Origin of the sequence: Pseudomonas sp. GL-B-12 (assembly GCF_019955895.1) — a bacterium.
Lineage (GTDB): Bacteria > Pseudomonadota > Gammaproteobacteria > Pseudomonadales > Pseudomonadaceae > Aquipseudomonas.
On record NZ_JAHBCX010000044.1, the window covers coordinates 124224 to 149417 of the forward strand.

A 25194-nucleotide genomic window follows, 5' to 3' on the forward strand; every position below is an offset into this window, starting at 1 on the left:
ACTGATCCGCCGCTATCGCGAGCAAGCTCGCACAGGTTTGGTGTTTGTTTTGACTGATTACCAAATACAAAAAAACCCGCCGATGATCACTCATCGGCGGGTTTTTCATTTACGGCTAAGGCTTAGATCGCACCACGCTCACGCAGCAGACCCAGCACTTGCTTGACGCCGTCTTCCAGCGACACGGACTGGGTGTCGATCACCAGGTCGGCATCCAGCGGCACGTCGTACGGGAACGACTCGCCCGGGATGTTATCCCCGGCCGCCGCGTACAAACCTTGCGGATCACGCTCCGCGCAAACCGTCGGCGAAGCCTGGACGTAGACCGTCAGCAGACGCTCTTTTCCGATCAGCTCACGAGCCTGTTCACGACCTTCGGCACTCGGGGCAACGAAGGCAGCGAGGGTCAGCAGACCAGCTTCGTTGAACTGACGCGCAACGTGCGCCGCACGACGCCAGTTCTCGGTACGCCCGGCGCGATCCTGTGGCAGACCTTTGTTCAGGTCGTGACGCAGGCTCTGGCCATCGAGCACGAACACTGCACGGCCCAGGTCGAACAGCTTGCGTTCAACCGCGTAGGCCAGCGTGCTTTTGCCCGCGCCGGACAAGCCGCTGAACAACACGGTGGCCGGTTGCTGGCCGAAGCGCTGGGCGCGTTCTTCGGTGGCGACGTGCGCGAGTTTGCCGTGATGCGTGCTACTGCCGTGCGCCACTGGTTGAGCGATGATCATGCCGGCGGCGACGGTGCCATTGGTCAAACGATCGATGACGATGAACGAACCGGTGGTGCGGTTGCTCGCGTAACCGTCCAGCGCGATGGCTGCATCGAGGCTGATCTTGACCCGACCGATCTCGTTCAGCTGCAAGGCACTGGCAGGGCCTTCTTCCAGGGTGTTCACGTCAACGCGGTTGACAATGCTGGTGATCGAACCCGGCACGTACGTCGTAGCGCGCTTGATGTCGTATTTCTTGCCCGGCAGCATCGGCTCTTCGGCCATCCACACCAGCATGGCATCGAAGCCGTCAGTCACTTGCGGCTGGTTGTCGGCATGCACCAGCAAGTCGCCGCGGGAGATATCGATCTCGTCTTCCATGGTCAGCGTCACCGCTTGACCCGGACCTGCATGCTCCAGCTCACCTTCGAAGGTGACGATGGATTTCACGCGACTGCTCTTGCCCGACGGCAGCACCACGACTTCGTCGCCCTTGTGCACGACGCCACTGGCCAGGGTGCCGGCGAAACCACGGAAGTTCAGGTTCGGACGGTTGACGTACTGCACCGGGAAACGCAGGTCGGTGTAGTTGCGGTCGCTGGCGATTTCGACGGTTTCGAGGATTTCCATCAGCGACTGGCCGGTGTACCACGGCGAGCGCTCGGACTTGTTCACTACGTTGTCGCCCTTGAGCGCCGACATCGGTACGAACGCCATGGTGGTCGGCTTGAACGCGATGCCTTCGGCGAACTTCAGGTAATCGGCCTTGATCGACTCGAACACGTTTTCGTCGAAGCCGTTGAGGTCCATCTTGTTGATGGCGACAACGATGTGCTTGATGCCCAGCAACGAGGCAATGAAGCTGTGGCGACGGGTCTGGGTTTGCACGCCGTAACGGGCGTCGACCAGGATGATCGCCAGGTCACAGGTGGATGCACCGGTGGCCATGTTGCGGGTGTACTGCTCATGGCCGGGAGTATCGGCGATGATGAATTTGCGTTTTGCGGTGGAGAAATACCGGTAGGCAACATCAATGGTGATGCCTTGCTCGCGCTCGGCCTGCAGGCCGTCGACCAGCAATGCCAGGTCGATGTCATCACCAGTGGTGCCGACTTTTTTCGAGTCGCGGGTGATGGCTTCCAGATGATCTTCGTAGATCATCTTGGAGTCGTGCAGCAGGCGCCCGATCAGGGTGCTCTTGCCGTCGTCGACGTTGCCACAGGTCAGAAAGCGCAGCATTTCCTTGCGTTCGTGCTGGCCCAGGTAGGCGAGGATGTCCTCGCTGATCAAATCAGATACGTGCGACATGACAGCCCCTTAGAAATAACCCTGACGTTTCTTTTCTTCCATCGAGCCTGCGCCATCGTGATCGATGACCCGGCCCTGGCGTTCGGAAGTTCGCGTCAGGAGCATTTCCTGAATGATGTCGGTCAGGCTGGTGGCCTCGGACTCGACCGCACCGGTCAACGGGTAGTCGCCCAGCGTACGGAAACGGACCTTCTTCTTGACGATGCGCGCCTTGTCTTCATCGCTCAGGTGATTGAGCAGGCGTTCGTCGTCGATCATGATCCAGGTGCCATTCATCTCGATGACGTCGCGCTCGGCGGCGAAATACAGCGGCACAATCGGGATGCCTTCAAGGTAGATGTACTGCCAGATGTCCAGTTCGGTCCAGTTCGACAACGGGAAAACGCGGATCGACTCGCCCTTGTTGACCTTGCCGTTGTAGACGTTCCACAACTCGGGACGCTGGTTTTTCGGGTCCCAGCGGTGCTTGGTGTCGCGGAAGGAATACACGCGCTCTTTGGCACGGGACTTCTCTTCGTCGCGACGGGCACCACCGAAAGCGGCATCGAAACCGTACTTGTCGAGGGCCTGCTTGAGGCCTTCGGTTTTCATGATGTCGGTGTGCTTGGCACTGCCATGGGTCAGCGGGTTGATACCCTGCGCAACACCCTCGGGATTCACGTGCACCAGCAGGTCAAGGCCCAGTTCTTCGACCATGCGGTCGCGGAACGCGTACATTTCCTTGAACTTCCACTGGGTGTCGACGTGCATCACAGGGAACGGCAGTTTGCCCGGGAAGAATGCCTTGCGCGCAAGGTGCAGCATCACGGCGGAGTCTTTACCGACGGAGTACAGCATCACCGGGTTATCGAACTCGGCGGCGACCTCGCGGATGATGTGGATGCTTTCCGCCTCCAGCTGTTTCAGATGCGTCAGTTTGTCGACCATGGCTACTCACGAAAACGATCTTATGGACGGCCAGCGGGCCGTGTTCGAGCGGGGAATCCTAGCACAGCGACCTCTTCTAATCAGGACGCCAACTAGATCGAAAGAGCATATGAATATGCCTGCCTGTTTGGGCTCTTGGATCCCTGTGGGAGCGAGCCTGCTCGCGATGACTGACTTACCTTTGACATAGATGTCGACTGATACATCGCTTTCGCGAGCAGGCTCGCTCCTACAGTTGAATCGCGGTGTTCACCGCATCAGATCGGATTCGGGCAATCGATGAAGATGTGCTCCAGCGCAAAGCGCCGCGCCAGATAATCCCCCAGCGCCTGAACGCCGTAGCGCTCGGTGGCATGATGACCGGCGGCAATGAAGCTGATGTCGTTTTCCCGGGCACTGTGGAAAGTTTGCTCGGAAGCCTCGCCGCTGAGGTACAGATCGACGCCGGCCAGAATGGCCTGATCGATGTAACCCTGGCCACCACCGGTGCACCAGCCGACACGGCGGACCATGGCGCTGCCTTCGATCAACAGCGGCTCACGCCCCATCACTTCCTGGACGCGGCGGGCGAAATCCCGGGGCATCATCGGCTCGTTCAGCGAGCCGACCAGGCCGACAATCTTCAGGTTGTCCGGGTCCAGCGGACCTTCGACGGTGATGTCGAGCTGCCGCGCGAGCTGCACGTTATTGCCGACGTCCGGGTGCAGGTCCAGCGGCAGATGATAGGACAACAGGCTGATATCGTGCTTGAGCAGGGTCTTCAAGCGGCGCTGCTTCATGCCGGTGATGCACGGGTTCTCGCCCTTCCAGAAGTAGCCATGATGCACCAGCACCAGGTCGGCATTGGCCTCCACTGCCGCATCGAGCAAGGCCTGGCTGGCAGTGACGCCACTGACAATGCGCATCACTTGCGGACGGCCTTCGACCTGCAGGCCATTGGGACAGTAATCGGCGATTTTGGCGCTGTTGAGGTAACGGTCGGCTTCTTCGACCAGGGTGCTCAGGGCGACGGCCATGAAAGACTCCTAAATATCCCGTTCAGAGGCGCGTGCGGCCTCGTATAATGCGCGTCATTATGAGCGGTCTCATACCGCCTGCAACTCTCTCAGGAAGTGCTTAATGCTCAAGGCGCTGCGTTTTTCCGGCTGGCCGCTGTTGGCCGGCGTGCTTGTCGCTCTTTTGATAATCCAGCGTTACCCACAGTGGGTCGGGCTCCCGAGCCTCGACGTGAATCTGCAACAAGCGCCGCAAACCACCAGCATGCAGCAGGGCCCGGTGTCTTATGCCGAAGCGGTATCCACCGCGGCGCCGTCGGTGGTGAACCTGTACACCACCAAAGTCATCAACAAACCCAACCATCCGTTGTTCGAAGATCCGCAGTTCCGTCGCTTCTTCGGCGATAACTCGCCCAAGCAGAAACGCATGGAGTCGAGCCTCGGTTCCGGCGTGATCATGAGCCCGGAAGGCTACATCCTGACCAACAACCACGTGACCAGCGGCGCCGACCAGATCGTGGTGGCGCTCAAGGACGGCCGGGAAACCCTGGCACGGGTGATCGGCAGCGACCCGGAGACTGACCTCGCGGTGCTGAAAATCGACCTGAAAAACCTGCCGTCGATCACCGTGGGGCGCTCCGACAACATCCGCATCGGCGACGTCGCGCTGGCCATCGGCAACCCGTTCGGCGTCGGCCAGACCGTAACCATGGGCATCATCAGCGCCACCGGGCGCAACCAACTGGGCCTGAACAACTACGAAGACTTCATCCAGACCGATGCGGCGATCAACCCGGGCAACTCAGGCGGTGCGCTGGTGGATGCCATCGGCAACCTGACCGGCATCAACACTGCTATTTTTTCCAAGTCCGGGGGCTCCCAGGGTATTGGTTTCGCGATCCCGGTGAAGCTGGCCATGGAAGTAATGAAGTCGATCATCGAGCACGGCCAGGTGATTCGTGGCTGGCTGGGTATCGAAGTGCAGCCGCTGACCCAGGAACTGGCCGAGTCGTTCGGCTTGTCCGGGCGCCCTGGCATTGTCGTGGCGGGGATTTTCCGCGATGGTCCGGCACAGAAGGCCGGCCTGCAACTGGGTGATGTGATTCTTGCCATCGATGGCGAACCGGCCGGTGATGGCCGTCGCTCGATGAATCAGGTGGCGCGGATCAAGCCGACCGACAAAGTCGCGATCCAGGTGATGCGCAACGGCAAGGAGCTCAAGCTGACGGCGGAAGTCGGATTGCGTCCGCCGCCGGCACCGGTCAAAGAGAAAGAAGAAGAGTAAGCCGCTGAGACAAGCCCCTGTAGGAGCGAGCTTGCTCCTACAGGGGTCAGCGGTGGTTTACAGGTCGCCGAGGCCGTCGATCAGCGCCTGATTCTGCTCAGGCGTGCCGATGGAGATCCGCAGGAATTGGGCAATCCGCTCCTGCTTGAAGTGCCGGACGATCACGCCTTGCTCGCGCAACTTCGCCGCAAGCCCCGCCGCATCGTGCCGGGGGTGACGGGCGAAAATGAAGTTCGCCGCCGATGGCAGCACTTCAAAACCCTTCTCCTTTAGCTGTGCAACGACCTTCTCGCGATGCTCGATCACCAACCGGCAGGTCTTGTCGAAATACTCGCGATCCTCGAACGCGGCGGCAGCGCCGACATTCGCCATGCGATCCAGCGGATAGGAGTTGAAGCTGTTCTTGATCCGCTCCAGCGCCTCGATCAGGTCCGGATGGCCGACCGCCAGACCCACCCGCAGACCGGCCAGGGAACGGGACTTGGACAGGGTCTGGGTCACCAGCAGGTTCGGATAGCGGTCCACCAGGGAGATTGCCGTCTCGCCGCCAAAATCGATGTAGGCCTCGTCGACCACCACCACGGAATCCGGGCTGGCCTTGAGAATCTGCTCCACCGCCTCCAGCGCCAACAGGCAGCCGGTCGGGGCGTTCGGGTTGGGGAAGATGATCCCGCCGTTCGGCCTGGCGTAGTCCGCCGGGTTGATCTGGAACTGCTCGTCCAGCGGCACCGCGTCGAACTTGATGCCGTACAACCCGCAGTAGACCGGGTAGAAGCTATAGCTGATGTCCGGGAACAGCAGCGGCTGATCGTGTTGCAACAAACCGTGGAAGATGTGCGCCAGCACTTCATCGGAACCGTTGCCGAGGAACACCTGATTGCCTTGCACGCCGTAGTACCTGGCAACGGCTTGCTTGAGCAGGTCGCTGTTCGGGTCCGGGTACAGACGCAGGTTGTCATTGAGTTCGGTTTGCATCGCCGCGAGGGCTTTTGGCGATGGGCCGTACGGGTTTTCGTTGGTGTTGAGCTTGACCAGCTTGGTCAGCTTGGGTTGTTCGCCCGGCACGTAAGGCACCAGATCCTTGACGAACGAGCTCCAGAATTTACTCATATTCATTTCACCTGCTTGTCATCAACGATGCGGTATTCGGCACTGCGGGCGTGAGCGGTCAGCGACTCGCCACGGGCCAGCACGGAAGCGGTTTTGCCCAACTCGGAAGCGCCCTGCTCAGAGCAGAAGATGATCGACGAGCGCTTCTGGAAGTCGTACACACCCAGCGGCGAGGAGAAACGGGCGGTGCCGGAAGTCGGCAACACGTGGTTCGGGCCTGCGCAATAGTCGCCCAGGGCTTCGGAGGTGTGACGGCCCATGAAGATCGCGCCGGCGTGGCGGATCTGCGGCAGCCAGGCTTGTGGATCGGCAACGGACAATTCGAGGTGCTCCGGCGCGATACGGTTAGCCACTTCGATGGCTTGCTCCATGTCGCGCACCTTGATCAGTGCACCACGGCCATTGATCGAGGTTTCGATGATCGCGGCGCGCTCCATGGTCGGCATCAGCTTGGCGATGCTAGCGGCGACCTTGTCGAGGAACTCGGCGTCGGGGCTGACCAGAATCGCCTGGGCATCTTCGTCGTGCTCGGCCTGGGAGAACAGGTCCATGGCGATCCAGTCCGGATCGGTCTGGCCGTCGCACACCACGAGGATCTCGGAGGGACCGGCGATCATGTCGATACCGACCTGGCCAAACACGTGGCGCTTGGCGGTGGCGACATAGATGTTGCCCGGACCGACGACCTTGTCGACCTTCGGCACGCTTTCGGTGCCGTAAGCCAATGCGGCAACGGCTTGAGCGCCACCGATGGTGAACACGCGGTCGACACCGGCGATGCAGGCAGCGGCCAGCACCAGCTCGTTGATTTCACCGCGCGGGGTTGGCACGACCATGACCACTTCGGTGACGCCGGCGACCTTGGCCGGAATCGCGTTCATCAACACCGACGACGGGTACGACGCCTTGCCGCCTGGCACGTACAGACCGGCGCGGTCCAGCGGCGTGACTTTCTGGCCCAGCACCGTGCCGTCGGCCTCGGTGTAGCTCCAGGAATCCTGCTTCTGTTTTTCGTGGTAGCTGCGCACACGAGCGGCGGCAACTTCCAGGGCTTCACGCTGAGGCACGGAGATGCGGGTGAGCGCCAGCTCCAGACGCTCGCGCGGCAGGATCAGGTCGGCCATGGATTTCACATCCAGGCCGTCGAACTGGCGGGTAAAGTCCACCAGTGCCGCGTCACCACGCTCACGCACGGCCTTGATGATGTCCAGCACCCGCTGATTGACCGAGTCGTCAGACACACTTTCCCAGCTCAGCAGATGATCCAGATGATGCGCGAAATCCGGGTCAGCAGCGTTGAGTCGGCGAATTGCAGTCGGTGCGGTCATAGCGAGAACCTCATAGGAATGGCAAAAACTCAGGCGCCCTAACTTAGCAGTCGTTTCCGCTTGGGCACCTGAGAATTCTGGCTATGAGGCGGATAGACGGGCGCGACTTAACGTCGCGCAGGTGAATCAGCCGCGGTGTCGAGACTCCACTGCCTTGCGCAGGGTGTCAATCAACGCCTGGATACGGGCGTGCTGCATCTTCATCGAAGCTTTGTTGACGATCAGCCGGGAGCTGATGGCAGCAATGAAATCCTGTGGCTCCAGGCCGTTGGCCCGCAGCGTGTTACCGGTGTCGACCACGTCGATGATCTTGTCGGCAAGGCCGATCAGCGGTGCCAGCTCCATCGAGCCGTACAGCTTGATGATGTCGACCTGACGACCCTGTTCAGCGTAATAACGCTTGGCAACGTTGACGAACTTGGTGGCGATGCGCAGACGACCCTTGGGCTCGACCGCACCGACCTTGCCGGCCGTCATCAACTTGCACTGGGCAATTTGCAGGTCCAGTGGCTCGTACAGGCCCTGGCCGCCATATTCCATCAGCACATCTTTACCGGCGACACCGAGGTCGGCAGCACCATGTTCGACGTAGGTCGGCACATCGGTGGCACGCACGATCAGCAGGCGTACATCTTCCTGGGTCGTGGGAATGATCAGCTTGCGGCTCTTGTCCGGATTCTCGGTCGGCACGATGCCCGCTTCAGCCAGAAGCGGCAGGGTGTCGTCAAGGATGCGGCCCTTGGACAGTGCGATGGTCAACATGGGAAACGTCAGTCCTTATCAAGGTACTCATGCCCGGTCGCAAATGGCGCCGGACACACATCGAGCCGAAAACGGCTCGACTTCAACAAATCAACGGGCACGTCCTTATGCCCATGCAGCAGGTACTAGCCCGGAACGCGACGGATCTTGGCGCCCAGCATCTGCAGTTTTTCTTCGATGCACTCGTAGCCACGGTCTATGTGGTAGATGCGATCGATCAGGGTGTCGCCGTCGGCGATCAGGGCCGAGATCACCAGGCTGGCCGAAGCACGCAGGTCGGTCGCCATCACTGGCGCGCCCTTGAGTTTTTCGGTGCCGGTGACGATGGCAGTGTTGCCTTCGACCTGGATCTTGGCGCCCATGCGGTGCAGCTCGTAGACGTGCATGAAGCGGTTTTCGAAGATCGTCTCGATCACAGCACCGGTGCCTTCGGCAATGGCGTTGAGGGAGATGAACTGGGCCTGCATGTCGGTCGGGAACGCCGGGTACGGAGCGGTCCGCACGTTGACGGCTTTCGGCCGCTTACCGTGCATGTTCAGCTCGATCCAGTCTTCACCGCAGGTGATTTCGGCACCGGACTCACGGAGTTTTTCCAGAACGGCTTCGAGGATGGTCGGATCGGTGTCCTTGACCTTCACGCGGCCGCCGGTCACGGCAGCGGCAACCAGGTAGGTACCGGTTTCGATACGGTCCGGCATCACCTTGTAAGTGGTGGTGTGCAGACGCTCGACGCCGTCGATGGTGATGGTGTCGGTGCCGGCGCCGGAAACCTTGGCACCCATGGCGTTCAGGAAGTTCGCCAGGTCGACCACTTCAGGCTCGCGCGCGGCGTTAGCCAGGACGCTGCGGCCTTTGGCCAGCGCTGCGGCCATCATGATGTTTTCGGTACCGGTCACACTGACGGTATCGAAGAAGAAGTGCGCACCGCGCAGGCCGCCTTCAGGCGCCTTGGCCTTGATGTAGCCGCCTTCGACGTCGATGACTGCGCCCATGGCTTCCAGGCCACGGATGTGCAGGTCAACCGGACGCGAACCGATGGCGCAACCGCCAGGCAAGGCGACTTCGGCTTCACCGAAACGGGCAACCATCGGGCCCAGTACCAGAATCGACGCACGCATGGTTTTAACCAGTTCGTACGGTGCGACCAGGGTCTTGATGGTGCGCGGGTCGATTTCGACGGAGAGTTTCTCGTCGATCACCGGCTCAATTCCCATGCGGCCGAACAGCTCGATCATGGTGGTGATGTCGTGCAGGTGCGGCAGGTTGGCCACGGTCACCGGGCCATCGCACAGCAAGGTGGCAGCCAGGATCGGCAGGGCAGAGTTCTTTGCCCCGGAGATGCGGATTTCGCCATCAAGACGAACGCCACCGGTAATAATCAATTTATCCATAAGAATCTCGACGCCCTTGGGCTCAGGTGCGCTCGGCCCAGGCCGCGCGGCTGAAAAATTTCATAGTGACCGCATGGATGCTGCCATCGACGATCCACGGGTTCAAATGGGCATAGACCTGCTGCTGACGCTTGACCGGGCTCAATGCCGCCAGTTCATCGCTAATCACGTTCAGCTGGAAATTGCAGCCTTCGCCCTCGACTTCTACTTTCGTTCCGGGCAGCTTTCCTTCAAGAAAGCTCTTAACTTCGTTGGCCTGCATGCTCAACCTCAATCGGCGCCCTGTGCGCGCGGGTCGGACATCATACAAAAAAGCCCCGCGCCTGCGAACCCCGCCAAGCAGGACTCGGACGGGGGGCTTCTTTATAGATGTGGGTTAGGGATGCGCCAACAGCTCGGTCATCTCGCTGACCTGAGCGATTTCACGCATGTCATCCGGCATCCCACGGATGCTCAGGGCCTTGCCGGCCGCCTGCGCATCGCGGATGAAGCACAGCAGCAACGACAAACCGACACTGCTGGACTTGGTCACCGCCGAGCAATCGACCACCAGCGCCGCAGCCTTGCTGGCCTTGATCAGTGCCTTGCCCTGCTCACGCAGGCCAGGGCCGGTGCGGTAATCCAGCACGCCACTGAGTCGCAGCTCGCCCGCTTCGTCCATCTGGACTGCCGACTCACTCATTGGGTTGACTGCCCTGGTTTCTTGTCGGTGGCTTCCTTGGCCTTGGCGACTTCCCCGGCCCAACCATTGATGGTCTTGTCCAGGTCGTTGCCATTGCGCTGCATCGCATCGGCGAACTGATCGCGGAACAGCTTGCCGATGTTGATGCCGTTGATGATGACGTTACGCAGTTTCCACTCGCCGTTGATCTTTTCCAGCGTGTAGGACACTGGATAGATCGCGCCGCTGCTGCCCTTGACGGTCATGCCAACGCTGGTACGGTCGCCCGACTCGTCTTTGGCCGGATCAACGGTGATGCCCTGGTTGTTGTACTCCAGCAAGGCATTGCCATAGAACTGGAACAGACCCTTCTTGAAGTTTTCTTCGAAGGTCTTCATCTGCGCCGGGGATGCTTTCTTCGAGTATTTGACCGTCATGATGCTCTTGGAAATACCCTCGGCATCCACAACCGGCCCGACGATGGTGTTCAGCGCCGCATAAAAGTCTTTCGGATCCTGCTTGTACTTTTCTTTATTGGCCGCCAGATCGGCCAGCATCCGATTAGTGGTGTCCTGTACCAGATCGTGCGCCGAAGGGGCTGCCACGGCGTTGGCTAGCAGCGGCAGCGCCGCGAGCAATACCAAAAGGCCACGTCGCAAGATAGAGATCATTTAACAGTTCCTCATTTAGCTTCTTTGCTAACGGTATTGAGCAGGAATTTACCGATCAGGTCTTCGAGCACCAGCGATGACTGCGTGTCATGGATGGTTCCACCATCCTTGAGCAGGGTGTCTTCCCCGCCCACGCTGATACCGATGTACTTCTCGCCCAACAGTCCAGCGGTCAGGATAGATGCAGTAGAGTCCGCCGGCAGATTATCGATGCGTTTTTCCAGCTGCATGGTCACCCGGCCGGTGAAACTGTCGCGATCCAGATCGATGGCCGTGACCTTGCCGATGGTCACACCGGCCATGGTCACCTTTGCTCTGACCGTCAAACCGGCGATATTGTCGAAGTAGGCGTAAAGTTTATACGTGTCGGTGCTCGGAGTCGGGGACAGGCCACTGACCCGCAACGCCAACAAAAGCAAAGCCAGGATGCCAGCCAGCAAGAAAAGGCCGACACCGATTTCCAGGGTGCGGTTTTGCATCAGAAATCTCCAAACATCAAGGCGGTCAGAATAAAGTCCAGGCCGAGTACTGCCAACGAGGCATACACAACGGTCTTGGTAGTGGCACGACTGATCCCCTCGGAAGTGGGTTCGCAGTCATAGCCTTGGAATACGGCGATCCAGGTCACGACAAAGGCAAAGACGATACTTTTGATGATCCCGTTGAGCACATCGTCAGTGAACGTCACGCTGTTCTGCATGTTCGACCAGTAGGAGCCTTCATAGACCCCCAGCCAGTCGACAGCTACCCACGAGCCGCCCCAGATACCCACGACGCTGAAAATCATCGCCAGCACCGGCAGGGAAATGAAACCGGCCCACAAGCGTGGCGCGATGATGTACTTGAGCGGGTCGACCCCGATCATTTCCAGGCTGGACAACTGCTCGGTGGACTTCATGTTGCCAATTTCGGCGGTCAACGCCGAACCTGCGCGCCCGGCGAACAGCAAGGCGGTCACCACCGGCCCCAGTTCACGCAGCAGCGTCAGCGCCACCATCTGCCCGACAGCCTGCTCTGAACCATAGCTGGAAAGAATGTTGAAGCCCTGCAGCGCCAGCACCATGCCGATGAATACCCCGGAGACCACGATGATCACCAGGGACATCACGCCCACCGAATGCAACTGCTTGACCAGCAGCCCGAAACCGCCACCGATTCCGCCCCGGCCAAGCAAGGCATGGAACAGGAACAAGCTCGAACGCCCGAACACCGCCAACACATCGATGCCGGCCTGGCCAAAGCGGCGAACGCGCTCTACTAATGAAATTCTGCGCATCAGCGCTTCCCCAGAAGATCTGCGCGGTAATCCGTCGCTGGAAAGTGGTACGGAACCGGGCCGTCGGGTTCACCGGTCATGAACTGACGAATGCGCGGTTCATTCGAGTTCATCAACTCGTCCGGCGTGCCCTGCCCCAATACCTGACCATCGCCCACCACATAAATATAATCGGCAATGCTCGCGGTCTCGGCCAGGTCGTGGGATACCACGATGCTGGTGATGCCCAGCGCATCGTTGAGCAAACGAATCAGGCGCACCAGAACGCCCATTGCGATGGGGTCCTGGCCGACAAAGGGCTCGTCGTACATGAGGATCTGTGGATCGAGCGCGATCGCTCGGGCCAGCGCAACACGGCGCTTCATGCCGCCGGAAAGCTCGTCGGGCATCAGTTCGATAGCACCGCGCAAGCCCACGGCCTGCAGCTTCAGCAGGACGATGTCGCGGATCATTTCGTCCGGCAGCTGCGTGTGAACCCGCAGCGGAAAAGCGACGTTCTCGAAGACATCGAGGTCGGTAAACAGTGCGCCGCTCTGAAACAGCACACCCATATGCTTGCGCGCATCGAACAGGTCGCTGCGCGACAGTTTTGGCAGGTTCTGACCGTTGACCCAGACTTCGCCCTTGGTGGGCCGCAGCTGGGCGCCCATCAGACGCAAAAGCGTGGTCTTGCCACACCCGGAAGGCCCCATGATGCCGGTGACCTTGCCGCGCGGGATACGGATATCGACATTATTGAAAATGCTGCGCGCACCGCGCTTGAAGGACAGTCCCTTCAGCTCGACCGCGTAGGCGTTATCGGCACTCATCTAAACTCCTTGCGATGCAACCTCTCACTCGGACGCCTGGCTTTCTGACGAAAGCACATACCTCCTCGGGCAGGCCGAACTGGCGGCGAACTATATCACTGCAAAGGCTGCACGCCCAAGGCCAAAGCCGAGTCATGTTCAACTGCATGACAGGTTGAAAGCCCCGTTTAGAAGGTTTCCGGCAACACGGATGACAATGCGCGACGAACTAGCGTGAGGGATTCGATCATAACCGCTATAATCGCCGCCTTTTCATCAGGCTATACGATTTCTGACATGAGCCAATCCAGCGACCTGATTCAATCAGCACAACGCACCATCCGCCTCGAGGTAGAAGCCGTGCAAGGCCTGCTACCCCACATCGACGCAGATTTCGTACGCGCTTGCGAGATGATTCTGGCCAGCAAAGGCCGCGTGGTCGTGGTCGGCATGGGCAAGTCGGGGCACATCGGCAACAAGATTGCCGCGACCCTGGCCAGCACCGGCACCACGGCATTTTTTGTGCACCCGGCTGAAGCCAGCCACGGTGACATGGGCATGATTACCCGCGACGACATCATTCTGGCGCTCTCGAATTCCGGTTCCACCAATGAAATCGTGACCCTGCTGCCTCTGATCAAGCGCCTGGGCATTCAGTTGATCAGCGTGACCGGCAATCCTGACTCCGCGCTGGCCAAGGCCGCCGAGGTCAACCTGAATGTTCACGTCGAACACGAAGCCTGCCCGTTGAACCTGGCACCCACCTCGTCGACCACCGCCGCCCTGGTGATGGGCGACGCCCTGGCCGTCGCGCTGCTGGAAGCCCGTGGCTTTACCGCCGAAGACTTCGCCTTTTCCCATCCCGGCGGCGCCCTGGGCCGACGCCTGCTGCTGAAAGTGGAAAATGTCATGCACGCTGGGCAAGAGTTGCCGCAAGTACAGCGCGGCACCCTGCTGAAGGACGCACTAATGGAAATGACCCGCAAAGGCCTGGGCATGACCGTGGTCCTGGAAGCCGATGGAAAGCTGGCCGGGATCTTTACCGACGGTGACTTGCGTCGCACGCTGGACCGTAGCATCGACATCCATAGCGCTACCATCGACCAGGTCATGACTGCACACGGCAAGACTGCCCGCGCCGAAATGCTCGCCGCCGAAGCGCTGAAAATCATGGAAGATCATAAAATCAACGCGCTGGTCGTGGTCGACCGTGAAGACCGCCCGGTCGGCGCCTTGAACATGCACGACTTGCTTCGCGCGGGAGTAATGTAATGAGTGCAGACCTGCTGCAACGCGGCAAACAGATCAAGCTGGCTGTGTTCGATGTCGACGGCGTGTTGACCGACGGGCGCCTGTACTTCCTCGAAGACGGCAGCGAATTCAAGACGTTCAACACACTCGACGGCCAGGGCATCAAGATGCTGATGGCCGCCGGCGTGCAGACCGCCATCATCAGTGGCCGCAAGACTCCGGTGGTCGAGCGACGAGCCAAAAACCTCGGCATCCCGCATCTCTATCAGGGTCGCGAGGATAAACTGGTGGTACTCGACGAACTGCTGGCCCAACTCAACCTGAGCTATGAACAGGTGGCCTACCTCGGCGATGACCTGCCGGACCTGCCGGTGATTCGCCGCGTCGGCCTGGGCATGGCGGTGGCCAATGCTGCCAGTTTCGTGCGTGAACACGCTCACGGCATCACCCTCGCCCGTGGCGGCGAAGGTGCCGCTCGCGAATTCTGCGAATTGATCCTGCGCGCCCAGGACCGCCTCGATGCGGCCAATGCGGCGTACCTGTGAGCCCACTATGCTGAGCAAAAAGTTTCGCAACACCCTGATGTACAGTTGCATCGCGGCGATATTCGCCGCGGTTGGCTACTGGAACATCAGCCCGGAACGCTTCCTCGACAAGCCGGTAACGCCGGTCGATGAAAGCATGATCGACTATTACGCCATCAACGCCCACAGCGTGCAGTACCTGCCGGACGGCAAGCTGCAATATGATCTGGTGTCCGACAAGGTCGAGCACCTGAAAGCGACCGAGGTGACATTGCTGACCAACCCCGACCTGAATGTGTTCCGCGGCACTGAATTCCCGTGGCACGTCCAGAGCTTGCACGGCGAGGTCAACCCTGATGGCACACAGGTCGAACTGATCGATGACGTGCGCATCACGCGCTTCGACGAGAAAAACCGTAAAACCCTGATCACCAGCACCCGCATGACCGTGTTCCCGCAGCAGCAATATGCGCAGACAGAGCAAGACGTTAGAATCGACGGCGCTGGCGGTGTATCGACTGGCAAGGGAATGAAGGCGTATTTGAAAGAAAGCAGGATACACCTGCTATCGAACGTAAGAGGACAGTATGAGGCTCGTTAAAACCCTCCCGATTTTGCTCAGTCTGGGCGCAGCACTGGGAAGCGTGAGCGCCTGGGCTCTGCCGGAAGATCAACAGCAGCCTATCCGCATTCAGGCCGACGATGCCCAACTGGACGACAAGCAAGGTATTGCTACCTATAAGGGTGACGTGATCATCACCCAAGGCTCGATGAAGGTGACAGGCAACACCGTTACCATCACCCGCACCCCGACCGGCGACATCGACGTAGTGACCTCGGTGGGCAACCTGGCGTACTTCGAGCAATTGCAAACAGCTGGCGATACCAAGCCTGTTCAGGGCTGGGGCGTAACGATCCAGTATCACGCCGCGCAAAACCGCGTCGTACTGATCGACAAGGCCAAAGTTGTCGACAAGGACAACAACGTCACCCAGGGCGAAAAAATCGTCTACGACACGGTCAAGAAGCTCGCCAGCGCCGGTCGCGCCACGGGCAGCAAGATCACCGAGGCGCGTCCGCGCATCGACATGGTGATCCAGCCGAAAAAGAAAACCGACGAGCAAAAGGCCCAGTAATGGCAACTCTGAAAGCTCAGCATCTGGCCAAGAGCTACAAGAGCCGCCAGGTCGTGCGCGACGTCAGCCTGTCCATCGACAGCGGTCAGATTGTCGGTCTGCTTGGCCCGAACGGCGCCGGCAAGACCACCTGCTTCTACATGATCGTCGGCCTGGTACAGGCCGAGCAGGGCCGCGTCCTGATCGATGACCTGGACGTCAGCCACCAGCCGATGCATGGCCGCGCAAAGGCCGGTATCGGCTACCTGCCGCAAGAAGCATCGATCTTCCGCAAACTGTCGGTGGCCGACAACATCATGGCCATCCTCGAGACCCGTAAGGAACTCGACAAGGCCGGTCGTCGCAAGGAGCTGGAAAGCCTGCTGCAGGAATTCCACATCAGCCACATCCGCGACAACCTCGGCATGAGCCTGTCCGGTGGCGAGCGCCGTCGCGTGGAAATCGCCCGCGCCCTGGCCACCAACCCGAAATTCATCCTCCTCGACGAACCCTTCGCCGGCGTGGACCCGATTTCGGTCGGCGACATCAAGCAAATCATTCACCACCTCAAGGCCAAGGGCATTGGCGTGCTGATCACCGACCACAACGTCCGTGAAACCCTGGATATCTGTGAAACCGCCTATATCGTCAACGACGGCCAACTGATCGCCGAAGGCGACGCTGAAACCATCCTGGCTAACGACCTGGTGAAGGAAGTGTACCTGGGCCACGAATTCCGCCTGTAAGACACCGAGGTGCCAGAGCAGTCGACGAGCGCTTATCTCGATAAAAAATCAACTCTTTTTTATTGTTACAGCGCTCTAGGCAAACACGACGCTTCAAAGATGTTCGGGAGCCAGCCGGAGCAACCTGTCAACAAAACTTTGCAGGTTTTTATTGTTACAACGCTCTAGGCAAACACTTCAGTTTCGGGCATATAATTTGCTTATGATTGGCGCCCCGGCGCCCTGTAGTGGATGGCGCATGTGCGCCGGCGAATAAGGTGTTAAGCCCCTGCCATGAAACCATCGCTAGTCTTGAGAATGGGCCAGCAGCTGACGATGACACCGCAGCTGCAACAGGCCATCCGCCTGCTCCAATTGTCGACCCTGGACCTGCAACAGGAAATCCAGGAGGCCCTGGAGTCCAATCCGATGCTCGAACGCCAGGAAGAAGGCGACGACTTCGACAATTCCGACCCCTTGGCCGACAACGCCGAACAAAAGCCCAACACTGAAATCCAGGAGCCCTCCTACCAGGAAAGCGCTCCGACGGTTGATAACCTCGATGAAGGTGACTGGAACGAGCGCATCCCCAACGAACTCCCCGTCGACACCGCGTGGGAGGACGTTTACCAGACCAGCGCCAGCAGCCTGCCCAGCAATGATGATGACGAGTGGGACTTCACCACCCGCACCTCGGCCGGCGAAAGCCTGCAGAGCCACTTGCTGTGGCAACTGAACCTGGCCCCGATGTCCGACACCGATCGCCTGATCGCCGTGACCCTGATCGACTGCATCAACAATCAGGGCTACCTGGACGAAACCCTCGAGGAAATCCTCGAAGCCTTCGACCCGGAACTGGACATCGAACTGGACGAAATCGAAGCCGTCCTGCACCGCATCCAGCAATTCGAGCCCGCCGGCATCGGCGCCCGCAACCTGGGTGAATGCCTGCTGCTGCAATTGCGTCAGTTGCCAGCCAAGACACCTTGGCTGGCCGAGGCCAAGCGCCTGGTCACTGATTACATCGACCTGCTTGGCAGCCGCGACTACAGCCAGTTGATGCGTCGCATGAAGCTCAAGGAAGATGAACTGCGCCAGGTCATCGAGCTGGTCCAGAGCCTCAACCCGCGCCCGGGCTCGCAGATCGAGTCCACCGAAGCCGAGTACGTCGTTCCTGACGTTATCGTGCGCAAGGACAACGAGCGCTGGCTGGTGGAGCTGAATCAGGAGTCGGTGCCACGGCTGCGGGTCAACGCCCAGTACGCCGGTTTCGTGCGCCGCGCCGACACCAGCGCCGACAACACCTTCATGCGCAATCAGTTGCAGGAAGCCCGCTGGTTCATCAAGAGCCTGCAAAGCCGCAATGAAACCCTGATGAAGGTTGCCACCCAGATTGTCGAGCATCAACGCGGCTTTCTGGAGTACGGCGACGAAGCCATGAAGCCGCTGGTCCTGCATGACATCGCCGAAGCGGTCGGCATGCATGAGTCGACGATTTCACGGGTGACCACCCAGAAGTTCATGCACACCCCCCGGGGCATTTATGAACTGAAGTACTTTTTCTCCAGTCACGTAAGCACCTCCGAAGGCGGCGAATGCTCGTCCACGGCGATCCGGGCGATCATCAAAAAACTGGTTGCCGCGGAAAATCAGAAAAAGCCGTTGAGTGACAGCAAGATCGCTGGTTTACTGGAGGCACAAGGCATTCAGGTGGCTCGCCGCACCGTCGCCAAGTACCGCGAATCCCTCGGGATCGCGCCTTCGAGCGAACGCAAGCGGTTGATGTAGAGCCACGCCACAGCGTTCCAGTGGTAGATCATCTGATCTACCGCTTTATGCACTGGCAACGAAGGAGAAGCTGTATGCAAGTCAACATCAGTGGACACCAACTGGAAGTGACCGAACCTCTTCGCACCTACATCGGCGAAAAACTCGAACGATTGGAGCGACATTTCGACAAGATCACTAATGTGCAGGTCACGATGACCGTCGAAAAACTGAAGCAGAAAATCGAAGCCACGCTGCATATTCCCGGGAATGAAGTGGTCGCCAACGCGGAACATACCGATATGTACGCCGCGATCGACGCACTCACCGACAAGCTGGATAAACAACTCAAAAAGCATAAGGAAAAGACCCAGAGCCTCCTCCAGGGCGCAACCGGTCGTTAACACTCCCAACCCATGATCCGACTTGAAAGTATCCTGACCCCCGGCCGTTCCCTGGTGAACGTGCCGGGAGGCAGTAAAAAGAAAGCCCTCGAACAAATTGCCAATCTGATCGCCCGCGAAGTGCCGGCCCTGGAGATGCAAGATGTCTTCGAGGCACTGATTGCCCGTGAAAAACTCGGCTCCACCGGTTTTGGCAATGGCATCGCTATTCCACATTGCCGTCTCAAGGGCTGCGTTTCGCCCATCAGTGCATTGATGCACCTGGACGCCCCTATCGATTTCGACGCCATCGACGGCGCGCCGGTTGACCTGCTGTTCGTACTGCTGGTCCCGGAAGCCGCCACCGATGCGCACCTTGAGCTGCTGCGACAGATCGCCAGCATGCTCGACCGCAAGGAAGTACGTGAAAAACTGCGTAGTGCTGCAAGCAACGAAGCCCTGTATCAGGTTGTCCTGAACGAGCAAAACGGTCAGTAATCATGCGCTTGATCATCGTCAGTGGCCGTTCCGGCTCAGGTAAAAGTACCGCCCTCAACGTTCTTGAGGACAACGGCTACTACTGTATCGACAACCTGCCTGCCGGCCTGCTGCCGGAGCTGGCCGAACGCGCCCTGGTTCATACCGAGCTGTTACAGCCGCTGGTCGCCGTTTCCATTGACGCGCGCAACCTGCCCAGCCACCTGTCACGCTTCCCCGACCTGCTCGAAGAGGTCCGCAACCGCCACATCCAGTGCGATGTGCTGTACCTGGACGCCGACGAAGAAACCCTGCTCAAGCGCTTCTCGGAAACCCGCCGACGTCACCCCCTGACCAACGCCAACCGCTCGCTGGCCGAAGCCATCAGCGTCGAGAGCGACCTGCTCGGGCCGATTGCCGACCTCGCCGATCTCAAGATCAACACCACCAGCCTGAACCTGTACCAACTGCGCGACGCCATCAAACTGCGTCTGTTGAATCAGCCCGAGCCGGGGACTGCGTTCCTGGTGGAATCCTTCGGGTTCAAGCGTGGCATGCCGGTGGACGCCGACCTGGTGTTCGATGTGCGCTGCCTGCCCAACCCTTACTGGAAACCGGAATTGCGCGAGCAGTCCGGGCTCGATCAACCGGTTGCCGAATATCTGGCGGCACAGCCGGATGTCGAAGAGATGTTCCAGGACATTTCCACATACCTGCTAAAGTGGCTGCCTCGTTTTGCCGCCAGCAACCGCGCCTACGTCACCATTGCCATTGGCTGCACTGGCGGACATCACCGTTCCGTGTACCTGACCGAGCGTCTGGGGCAGGCGCTGCAAAAAACCCTGAAGAACGTCCAGGTACGCCACCGCGACCTCAGCTAAAGGATTCACACCGCGATGCCTGCTCTGGAAATCGAAATCATCAACAAGCTGGGCCTGCATGCTCGCGCTTCTGCAAAATTCGTTGGGGTGGCGGGTCAGTTCCCGTGCCAGATCCGGGCCGGTCGTACGCCAGAGTCCATGGTCGATGGCAAAAGCATCATGGCGATGATGATGCTGGCCGCCGGCAAAGGCACCACGATCCACTTGAGCACAGAAGGAGAGCAGGAACAGGAAGCGCTGAATGCGCTGGTGGCGTTGATCAACAACTTTTTCGATGAAGGCGAGTAACCGCTACAGAATCCTTTCCCGGTAATTTTGTGGCGAGGGAGCTTGCTCCCGCTGGGGCGCGAAGCGGCCCCAACCCCTATCATCGCAATGCATCAGATACACCGCGTTTGTGCCAATAAAAAAGGCGTGCCCCCATTGGGTGGCGCGCCTTTTTGTACAGCGGCCCTGGCTTAGCTACCCGCCACCGTCATCCGCTCGATCAGCACCGAACCTGTGCGAATGTTGCTACGCAACTCAAGATCGTTACCCACGGCGACAATCTGTTTGAACATGTCGCGCATGTTGCCAGCGATGGTCACCTCCTGAACCGCGAACTGAATTTCGCCATTCTCGACCCAGTAACCCGCCGCGCCCCGGGAATAATCGCCGGTGACCATGTTCAGTCCCTGGCCCATCAACTCAGTAACCAACAGCCCGCGTCCCATGCGCCGCAGCAAGGCCGCCTGGTCTTCATCGCCATGGGTGACGAACAGGTTGTGCACACCCCCGGCATTGGCGGTGCTCGGCATGCCGAGCTTGCGACCGGAGTAGGTGCCGAGGATGTACGACACCAACTCGCCTTTTTCGACGAACGGTTTGGCATAGGTTGCCAGGCCATCGCCATCGAACGCCGCACTGCCCAACGCCCGCATCAGATGCGGACGCTCGTCGATGGTCAGCCACTCCGGAAACAGCTTCTGACCGAGAGTGCCCTCAAGGAACGACGACTTGCGATACAGGCTGCCGCCGGAAATCGCCGACAGGAAACTGCCGAACAGCCCCCCAGCCAACTCGGCGGAAAACAGCACCGGCACCTCGCAAGTCGGCACCGGACGCGCGCCCAGACGGCTTGCCGCCCGTTGCGCAGCGCGCTGGCCGATGCTGACCGGGTCGGCCAGCAGATTGCCCTGGCGGTTCACGTCGTACCAGTAATCGCGCTGCATCTGGCCATCGGCCTCGGCGATCATCACGCAGCTCAAGCTGTGACGAGTCGATGCGTAACCGCCGATAAACCCGTGGCTATTGCCATAAACGCGACAGCCTTGATGGGTACTGAGGGTGGTGCCGTCGGCGTTCTTGATCCGGCTGTCGGCGGCAAACGCCGCGGCTTCGCAGGCCAGGGCCTGTTCGATGGCTTGTTCCGGAGTAATGTCCCATTGGTGGAACAGGTCGAAATCCTGAATATCCCGCGCCATCAGCGCGGCATCCGCAAGGCCCGAGGCTTCGTCTTCCGAGGTGTGCTTGGCGATGGCCAGTGCAGCGGCGACTGTTTCGCGAATCGCCTCCGGTCCACTGGCCGAGGTGCTGGCGGAGCCTTTGCGCTGGCCAACGTACAAGGTGATGCCGAAACCCTGATCGCGGTTGAATTCAACGGTTTCGACTTCACGCTGGCGCACCGTGGTCGACAAGCCCTGCTCCAGGGACACTGCCACTTCACAGGCACTGGCGCCCTGGCGTTTGGCTTCAGCGATGATCTGCTCGACTTGTTCCTGCAGTGCCGGCAACGCTTGTGGGCCGACGCTTTCAACTGCACTCATGCTGTTCTCCACTCAAATTCTGCTTTCGGTAACGGTCATCGAGCGACCGGGCCGGACAAGCGGCCCCCGACTGGTTATCATGGCGGCGTTTCTTTGCGGACGGCCACCATGGTTGATTCTTACGACGACTCCCTCGATACGGGAGAAAAAAGCAAATCCCAGGTTAAACGCGAGCTGCATGCTCTGGTTGACCTTGGCGAGCGCCTTACAACACTCAAGCCTGACTTGCTGGCAAAACTGCCCTTGACCGACGGAATGCGTCGGGCTCTGGCCGATGCGCCCAAGCACACCGCGAACATCGCGCGTAAACGGCACCTTCAGTTCATCGGCAAACTGATGCGCGATCAGGACACTGCCGCGATTCTGGTTTTGCTCGATCAACTCGATGCCTCCACTCGCCAATACAACGAACGCTTCCATAACCTGGAGCGCTGGCGCGATCGTCTGATTGCCGGCGACGATGCCGTTCTGGAAAAATTCGTCGTCGACTACCCGGACGCGGACCGCCAGCAATTGCGTTCCCTGATCCGTCAGGCCCAGCATGAGGTTGCGCAAAACAAGCCTCCTGCTTCCAGCCGTAAAATCTTCAAGTACATCCGTGAGCTGGACGAGACTCAACGCGGTCTGCGTTAATTCTCGAATCGGGTGAGCTGCCTCGCAGCTCACCCGCAGCCTCACTTCTTACGAACCCGTGCCACCCACGGTGATCGCATCAATCTTCAGCGTTGGCTGGCCGACACCCACCGGCACCGACTGCCCATCCTTGCCACACGTGCCCACGCCGCTGTCCAGCGCCAGATCATTACCGACCATCGACACTTTGCTCATGGCTTCCGGCCCGTTGCCGATCAGGGTCGCGCCTTTGACCGGAGCAGTGATCTTGCCGTCCTCGATCAGGTACGCCTCGCTTGTGGAGAACACGAACTTGCCACTGGTGATGTCCACCTGACCGCCACCCAGGTTGGCGCAGTAGATGCCGCGTTTCACCGAGGCGATGATTTCCGCCGGATCGCTTTCACCGGCGAGCATGTAGGTGTTGGTCATGCGTGGCATCGGCAGGTGCGCGTAGGATTCGCGACGACCGTTACCGGTGCGGGCCACGCCCATCAGGCGCGCATTGAGCTTGTCCTGCATGTAGCCTTTGAGCACGCCGTTTTCGATCAGCGTGGTGCACTCGGTCGGCGTGCCTTCGTCGTCGACGCTCAACGAGCCGCGGCGACCGGCCAGGGTGCCGTCATCGACAATGGTGCAAAGCTTCGACGCAACCATCTCACCCATGCGCCCGCTGTAAGCCGAACTGCCCTTGCGGTTGAAGTCGCCCTCCAGACCATGACCGACGGCTTCGTGCAACAGCACGCCCGACCAACCGGAACCGAGCACCACCGGCAAGGTACCGGCCGGTGCCGGGATGGCTTCGAGATTGACCAGCGCCTGGCGCAACGCTTCACGGGCATAGCCCATGGCGCGGTCTTCGCCGAGGAAGTAACGGTAATCGGTCCGACCGCCACCACCATGGCCGCCGCGCTCACGCCGACCGTTCTGCTCAACGATCACGCTGACGTTGAAACGCACCAGCGGGCGCACATCCGCCGCCAGACCGCCATCGGTGGAAGCCACCAGAATCCGCTCCCAGACACCGGCCATGCTCACGGTGACTTGCTGGATGCGAGGGTCGAGGGCGCGGGTCGCGGCATCGATTCGCTTGAGCAAATCGACTTTCTCGGCACGGGTCAGCACTTCCAGGGGATTGTCCGGCGCATACAACTGCGCGACATCCTGACTGGTGAATGCCTGTACCGTGCCATGCTGCCCGGCCCGGGAAATCGAACGGGCGGCCCGCGCCGCCGCGCCCAGGGCTTCAAGCGTGATGGCATTGCTGTAGGCAAACCCGGTTTTTTCACCCGATTGCGCGCGCACGCCCACACCTTGGTCAAGGTTGAAGCTGCCTTCCTTGACGATGCCGTCTTCCAGCGCCCAGGACTCGGAGATCTGCCCCTGGAAATAAAGGTCGGCCGCATCGATGCCCGGCCCGGCCAGGTCGCCGAGCACGCCTTGCAGGCTCTCGATCGTGACGCCACCGGGCGCCAGCAGGTGTTCACTGACTGAGGACAACAACTCGCTCATATGCTTTACGCCTTAAATTCGTCGTTCTGATGCAGGTCGCTGGGCGCCCTGCGAGAAAAAGCGCCGGTGACTGGACACCGGCATCCGCGCCCGGATGGACGCCTGTTCGCTGCTGTCGCGTTCGGCCAGCAGCACGGCCTCGCCTTGATCCTGTTGCGCCAGCACACGCCCCCACGGGTCGACGATGGCGGCATGGCCAAAGGTTTCCCGCGGCCCCGGATGCGTCCCGCCCTGGGCAGCCGCGAGCACGTAACATTGCGTCTCGATGGCTCGCGCACGGATCAGCACATCCCAATGCGCCGCACCTGTCACCGCCGTGAAGGCCGAAGGGGCGGTAATCAGTTCCGCGCCGGCCGCGCGCAATTCGCTGTACAGCTCGGGAAAGCGCAGGTCATAGCAGACCGTCAGGCCGACCCGGCCGACGGGCGTGTCCGCCACGACCACCCCATTGCCATAAGCATAGTCATCGGATTCACGATAACGGCCACGATTGTCCGCCACGTCCACATCGAACAGGTGCAGCTTGTCGTAGCGCGCCACCGTTTCGCCCTGGTCATCGACCAGCAACGAACAGGCATGCACTTTGGCCGTCGGCTGATCCACCGGCGGCAACGGCAATGTGCCGGCCACAATCCATAACTTGAGGTCGCGTGCGGTCTGTTTCAACCAGGGCAGGATCGGGCCTTCGCCCAGTGCTTCGGCGCGCCCGATGTCGGCAATGTCGCGCCGGCCCATGGCTGCGAAGTTTTCCGGCAATACCGCGAGCTGCGCACCACCGGCGGCCGCTTGCTCGAGCAAGCGACGGGCCTGGGCCAGATTGGCCGGCACATCGCTCTGGCTGACCATTTGAATCACCGCTACAGACATGGCGCACTCCTGGAATCGTATGCGGCCATGCTACTCCATAGGCTTGCCGAGTGCCTTTTC

General features: G+C 60.0%; 28 protein-coding genes. 12 read left to right on the forward strand and 16 right to left on the reverse strand.

The genetic code is table 11. From position 1 onward, the window contains the following. Positions 1 to 122 precede the first annotated feature (122 nt). The 3 genes from cysN to KGA85_RS22990 form a co-directional block, all read right to left on the reverse strand. The gene (gene cysN / locus KGA85_RS22980; RefSeq protein WP_223532684.1) at positions 123 to 2021 is read right to left on the reverse strand and encodes a sulfate adenylyltransferase subunit CysN; all 1899 of its coding nucleotides are present in this window, start codon (positions 2019 to 2021) and stop codon (positions 123 to 125) included. Positions 2022 to 2030: 9 nt separating this feature from the next. After that, complete coding sequence (cysD, locus tag KGA85_RS22985) at positions 2031 to 2948, reverse strand: sulfate adenylyltransferase subunit CysD (protein WP_008008639.1); 918 nt, start codon at positions 2946 to 2948, stop codon at positions 2031 to 2033. A 257-nt stretch (positions 2949 to 3205) separates the two neighbouring features. Continuing rightward, positions 3206 to 3964 carry a Nif3-like dinuclear metal center hexameric protein gene (locus KGA85_RS22990; RefSeq protein WP_223543392.1) on the reverse strand — a complete coding sequence of 253 codons (759 nt, stop codon included), beginning with the start codon at positions 3962 to 3964 and terminating at the stop codon, positions 3206 to 3208. 103 nt (positions 3965 to 4067) lie between these two features. Between KGA85_RS22990 and algW the strand changes: the two genes are divergently transcribed. Continuing rightward, entirely contained in the window at positions 4068 to 5228 is a 1161-nt protein-coding gene (gene algW, locus KGA85_RS22995; protein ID WP_223455591.1) for a Do family serine endopeptidase AlgW, read from the forward strand. A gap of 57 nt (positions 5229 to 5285) precedes the next feature. Here algW and hisC read toward each other — a convergent pair whose 3' ends face one another. The 10 genes from hisC to KGA85_RS23045 all read right to left on the reverse strand — a co-directional run bounded on the left by hisC (position 5286) and on the right by KGA85_RS23045 (position 13236). Then, positions 5286 to 6338: a histidinol-phosphate transaminase gene (gene hisC, locus KGA85_RS23000; RefSeq protein ID WP_223532688.1), complete on the reverse strand. Its 1053-nt coding sequence runs from the start codon at positions 6336 to 6338 to the stop codon at positions 5286 to 5288. Positions 6339 to 6340: 2 nt separating this feature from the next. Continuing rightward, a complete protein-coding gene (hisD, locus tag KGA85_RS23005) occupies positions 6341 to 7666 on the reverse strand; it encodes a histidinol dehydrogenase (RefSeq protein WP_150758019.1) in 1326 nt (441 codons plus the stop codon). Positions 7667 to 7792: 126 nt separating this feature from the next. Further along, on the reverse strand, positions 7793 to 8428 hold the full coding sequence (gene hisG, locus KGA85_RS23010) for an ATP phosphoribosyltransferase (protein WP_008018703.1): 636 nt from the start codon (positions 8426 to 8428) through the stop codon (positions 7793 to 7795). A gap of 125 nt (positions 8429 to 8553) precedes the next feature. Further along, on the reverse strand, positions 8554 to 9819 hold the full coding sequence (gene murA, locus KGA85_RS23015) for a UDP-N-acetylglucosamine 1-carboxyvinyltransferase (RefSeq protein WP_223455589.1): 1266 nt from the start codon (positions 9817 to 9819) through the stop codon (positions 8554 to 8556). Between the two features lie 22 nt (positions 9820 to 9841). Then, complete coding sequence (locus KGA85_RS23020) at positions 9842 to 10081, reverse strand: BolA family protein (RefSeq protein WP_223455588.1); 240 nt, start codon at positions 10079 to 10081, stop codon at positions 9842 to 9844. A 114-nt stretch (positions 10082 to 10195) separates the two neighbouring features. Beyond that, positions 10196 to 10501: a lipid asymmetry maintenance protein MlaB gene (locus tag KGA85_RS23025; RefSeq protein ID WP_223455587.1), complete on the reverse strand. Its 306-nt coding sequence runs from the start codon at positions 10499 to 10501 to the stop codon at positions 10196 to 10198. Then, positions 10498 to 11151, reverse strand: coding sequence for a phospholipid-binding protein MlaC (locus KGA85_RS23030; RefSeq protein WP_223455586.1), 654 nt, complete (start codon positions 11149 to 11151; stop codon positions 10498 to 10500). Before KGA85_RS23030 ends, KGA85_RS23025 begins: the two co-directional genes overlap by 4 nt. A gap of 11 nt (positions 11152 to 11162) precedes the next feature. Next, positions 11163 to 11630, reverse strand: coding sequence for an outer membrane lipid asymmetry maintenance protein MlaD (gene mlaD / locus KGA85_RS23035; RefSeq protein ID WP_007970271.1), 468 nt, complete (start codon positions 11628 to 11630; stop codon positions 11163 to 11165). After that, the gene (gene mlaE / locus KGA85_RS23040; RefSeq protein WP_223455585.1) at positions 11630 to 12427 is read right to left on the reverse strand and encodes a lipid asymmetry maintenance ABC transporter permease subunit MlaE; all 798 of its coding nucleotides are present in this window, start codon (positions 12425 to 12427) and stop codon (positions 11630 to 11632) included. The genes mlaD and mlaE overlap by 1 nt, the downstream gene beginning before the upstream one ends. Beyond that, positions 12427 to 13236: an ATP-binding cassette domain-containing protein gene (locus tag KGA85_RS23045; RefSeq protein ID WP_223455584.1), complete on the reverse strand. Its 810-nt coding sequence runs from the start codon at positions 13234 to 13236 to the stop codon at positions 12427 to 12429. The genes mlaE and KGA85_RS23045 overlap by 1 nt, the downstream gene beginning before the upstream one ends. A gap of 276 nt (positions 13237 to 13512) precedes the next feature. Between KGA85_RS23045 and KGA85_RS23050 the strand changes: the two genes are divergently transcribed. The 10 genes from KGA85_RS23050 (at position 13513) to KGA85_RS23095 (ending at position 20626) form a co-directional block, all read left to right on the forward strand. Continuing rightward, positions 13513 to 14487, forward strand: a complete 975-nt coding sequence (locus KGA85_RS23050) for a KpsF/GutQ family sugar-phosphate isomerase (RefSeq protein ID WP_223455583.1) — start codon at positions 13513 to 13515, stop codon at positions 14485 to 14487. Next, a complete protein-coding gene (locus KGA85_RS23055; protein WP_008018712.1) occupies positions 14487 to 15011 on the forward strand; it encodes a KdsC family phosphatase in 525 nt (174 codons plus the stop codon). Before KGA85_RS23050 ends, KGA85_RS23055 begins: the two co-directional genes overlap by 1 nt. Positions 15012 to 15018: 7 nt before the next feature. Beyond that, positions 15019 to 15591: an LPS export ABC transporter periplasmic protein LptC gene (lptC, locus tag KGA85_RS23060; protein WP_223455582.1), complete on the forward strand. Its 573-nt coding sequence runs from the start codon at positions 15019 to 15021 to the stop codon at positions 15589 to 15591. Beyond that, positions 15578 to 16126 (forward strand): lipopolysaccharide transport periplasmic protein LptA, encoded by a 549-nt coding sequence (gene lptA / locus KGA85_RS23065; RefSeq protein ID WP_223455581.1) that lies wholly within the window; start codon positions 15578 to 15580, stop codon positions 16124 to 16126. The genes lptC and lptA overlap by 14 nt, the downstream gene beginning before the upstream one ends. Beyond that, positions 16126 to 16851, forward strand: coding sequence for an LPS export ABC transporter ATP-binding protein (gene lptB, locus KGA85_RS23070; protein ID WP_223455580.1), 726 nt, complete (start codon positions 16126 to 16128; stop codon positions 16849 to 16851). The genes lptA and lptB overlap by 1 nt, the downstream gene beginning before the upstream one ends. A 273-nt stretch (positions 16852 to 17124) precedes the next feature. Continuing rightward, positions 17125 to 18618 (forward strand): RNA polymerase factor sigma-54, encoded by a 1494-nt coding sequence (locus tag KGA85_RS23075; RefSeq protein WP_223455579.1) that lies wholly within the window; start codon positions 17125 to 17127, stop codon positions 18616 to 18618. A 74-nt stretch (positions 18619 to 18692) separates the two neighbouring features. Next, positions 18693 to 19001 carry a ribosome hibernation-promoting factor, HPF/YfiA family gene (hpf, locus tag KGA85_RS23080; RefSeq protein WP_007941242.1) on the forward strand — a complete coding sequence of 103 codons (309 nt, stop codon included), beginning with the start codon at positions 18693 to 18695 and terminating at the stop codon, positions 18999 to 19001. A gap of 12 nt (positions 19002 to 19013) precedes the next feature. Then, positions 19014 to 19478: a PTS IIA-like nitrogen regulatory protein PtsN gene (gene ptsN / locus KGA85_RS23085; protein ID WP_223455578.1), complete on the forward strand. Its 465-nt coding sequence runs from the start codon at positions 19014 to 19016 to the stop codon at positions 19476 to 19478. Between the two features lie 2 nt (positions 19479 to 19480). After that, positions 19481 to 20338: an RNase adapter RapZ gene (gene rapZ / locus KGA85_RS23090; RefSeq protein ID WP_223455577.1), complete on the forward strand. Its 858-nt coding sequence runs from the start codon at positions 19481 to 19483 to the stop codon at positions 20336 to 20338. Positions 20339 to 20353: 15 nt separating this feature from the next. Beyond that, positions 20354 to 20626: an HPr family phosphocarrier protein gene (locus KGA85_RS23095; RefSeq protein ID WP_046040042.1), complete on the forward strand. Its 273-nt coding sequence runs from the start codon at positions 20354 to 20356 to the stop codon at positions 20624 to 20626. 170 nt (positions 20627 to 20796) lie between these two features. Here KGA85_RS23095 and pmbA read toward each other — a convergent pair whose 3' ends face one another. After that, positions 20797 to 22143: a metalloprotease PmbA gene (gene pmbA / locus KGA85_RS23100; RefSeq protein WP_150727438.1), complete on the reverse strand. Its 1347-nt coding sequence runs from the start codon at positions 22141 to 22143 to the stop codon at positions 20797 to 20799. Positions 22144 to 22251: 108 nt separating this feature from the next. On the opposite strand from pmbA, the gene yjgA reads away from it, so the two are divergent. Then, the gene (gene yjgA / locus KGA85_RS23105; protein ID WP_056728351.1) at positions 22252 to 22776 is read left to right on the forward strand and encodes a ribosome biogenesis factor YjgA; all 525 of its coding nucleotides are present in this window, start codon (positions 22252 to 22254) and stop codon (positions 22774 to 22776) included. A 48-nt stretch (positions 22777 to 22824) separates the two neighbouring features. Here the strand turns inward: yjgA and tldD are convergent, their stop codons facing one another. Both tldD and KGA85_RS23115 read right to left on the reverse strand, forming a co-directional pair. Next, positions 22825 to 24267 (reverse strand): metalloprotease TldD, encoded by a 1443-nt coding sequence (gene tldD, locus KGA85_RS23110; protein ID WP_223455576.1) that lies wholly within the window; start codon positions 24265 to 24267, stop codon positions 22825 to 22827. Between the two features lie 12 nt (positions 24268 to 24279). Continuing rightward, positions 24280 to 25134 carry a carbon-nitrogen hydrolase family protein gene (locus KGA85_RS23115; protein WP_223455575.1) on the reverse strand — a complete coding sequence of 285 codons (855 nt, stop codon included), beginning with the start codon at positions 25132 to 25134 and terminating at the stop codon, positions 24280 to 24282. Between the last annotated feature and the right edge of the window lie 60 nt (positions 25135 to 25194).